The organism is Bradyrhizobium sp. Crot121 (assembly GCF_059512385.1).
The window spans coordinates 1-1,503 of sequence record NZ_JCAMOR010000234.1; the positions used below are offsets into that span (position 1 = coordinate 1).

General features: G+C 51.5%; 1 protein-coding gene. It reads left to right on the forward strand.

Annotation, left to right across the window (positions count from 1 at the left end; translation table 11 throughout):
* Window positions 1–1,206 (forward strand): phosphatase domain-containing putative toxin (locus tag AC5ZGW_RS46235; RefSeq protein ID WP_496114168.1); only part of this gene is annotated, 1,206 nt, incomplete at its 5' end.
* Between the last annotated feature and the right edge of the window lie 297 nt (window positions 1,207–1,503).

The window sequence follows — 1,503 nt, forward strand, 5'->3', positions numbered from 1 at the left end:
CCGAAAATACTTGCTCATGGACCAAATCGATCACACTCCCGCCCAATTGAACAGGGAATACTCGGACAGGCTCCTAGCCTGCGTGATTTGGAACTATCTTTTTGCTGTTCAAAGGAGAGACTTATGCGGTGTGGTCCCGGCAAGCCTGTCGGTCTTTCATATCAGATGCCGCCGCCAGATGCGGATCTCGGCGCTCGCGCTCCAGCCTCATCGAGCGTTGACTCACGCAAGCCATTTAGAATTCCACCGACAACAATACCGAAGAAAATACCCGACCAAAATCCGCCAAGACTTGTATATGACAAGATTGAACCCCCTAGATTTCGCACCACATCCGATACATCTGGGTTGGAGAGATGCGACTCGACCGGGTTTCACGGTTTAAGCTTGTCTGGGAGTGCTCAATTTTCTGAGCGGCAGCTAGAAGAACTAATTACACTGACACATCCAAAACGGCTCGTCATTGTAGATACTAGGCAAGAGTTCCATGGATTCGCAAATGGAGAACCAATATCCTGGTTTGCCGCAGATAATCATAATTGGGGTAACGTGGAAAAGCCTGCTGACATTATTCCCGCGAAGGAGACAAAGAAGCTCGCAAAACTACCGACTAAATTTCCTTTTGGTCTGACCATAGAATCCGGGAGTGTCGTAAAAGGAAAGGCTTCTTCGGCGCCTCCAATGGTTCTCGACTTCGGTGAAGTGAAAATAGAAACGGAAGAGGAATTAGTTAAAAGAAAGGGTGTCGCGTATCTGCGTATTCCGACACCAGATCATGCGCGCCCCACCGATGCTGAAATAGATAAACTTGTATCGGAGTTGCGAAACCTCGCTCATGCGGGTGATGTTCATTTGCATTTTCATTGCCGGGGCGGCATGGGGCGTACAACGCTGCTGATGACCCTAGCAGATATGTTGTACAATGCCGACAAAGTGCAATGTGCAGACATCATAGAACGCCAGATAAGATTAAGAAGGCGCGACGAATCTACAACAAGCAAGGCGGCAAAGGAGGTGTTGCGGAACGAAAAAAGCGAGCTAATGGACACTTTTTTTCAGTATGCAAAAGAACAACCTCTTGAAAAAGCGGAAGCCATTTCCTGGACGGAATGGCTAGCTTTAAAAGCACGTCATGAGCATCAGATGTTCGATGCATCCAGTTGCGGTATGCCGCCGACCGCGCCTCCCGGCAATAGGATGCCGTGAAATGGACCCCGCGTGGCGGGACCGCTTGAACCGGTTTCTTAGATGGAAGCTGACCGCTCTATGTTGAAAGCCATTCACCTTGGGAAAGCTTGCTGATGTTGCCGTGGGCATGTTGTCAACGCGGCAGCGTTGTCCACCATGTCCACAGCCTTCGCGGCCGGCATCCGTTCGCGCCAGACCGCCATCGGGGTGCGATAGCCGTGCGCCTGATGAAGGCGACAGGCGACGATCGTTGTAGAAGGCGATCCAGCTTGCGACCCCTGCCTTGGCCTCGCGGCCGTCGGCATAGCCTCTGAG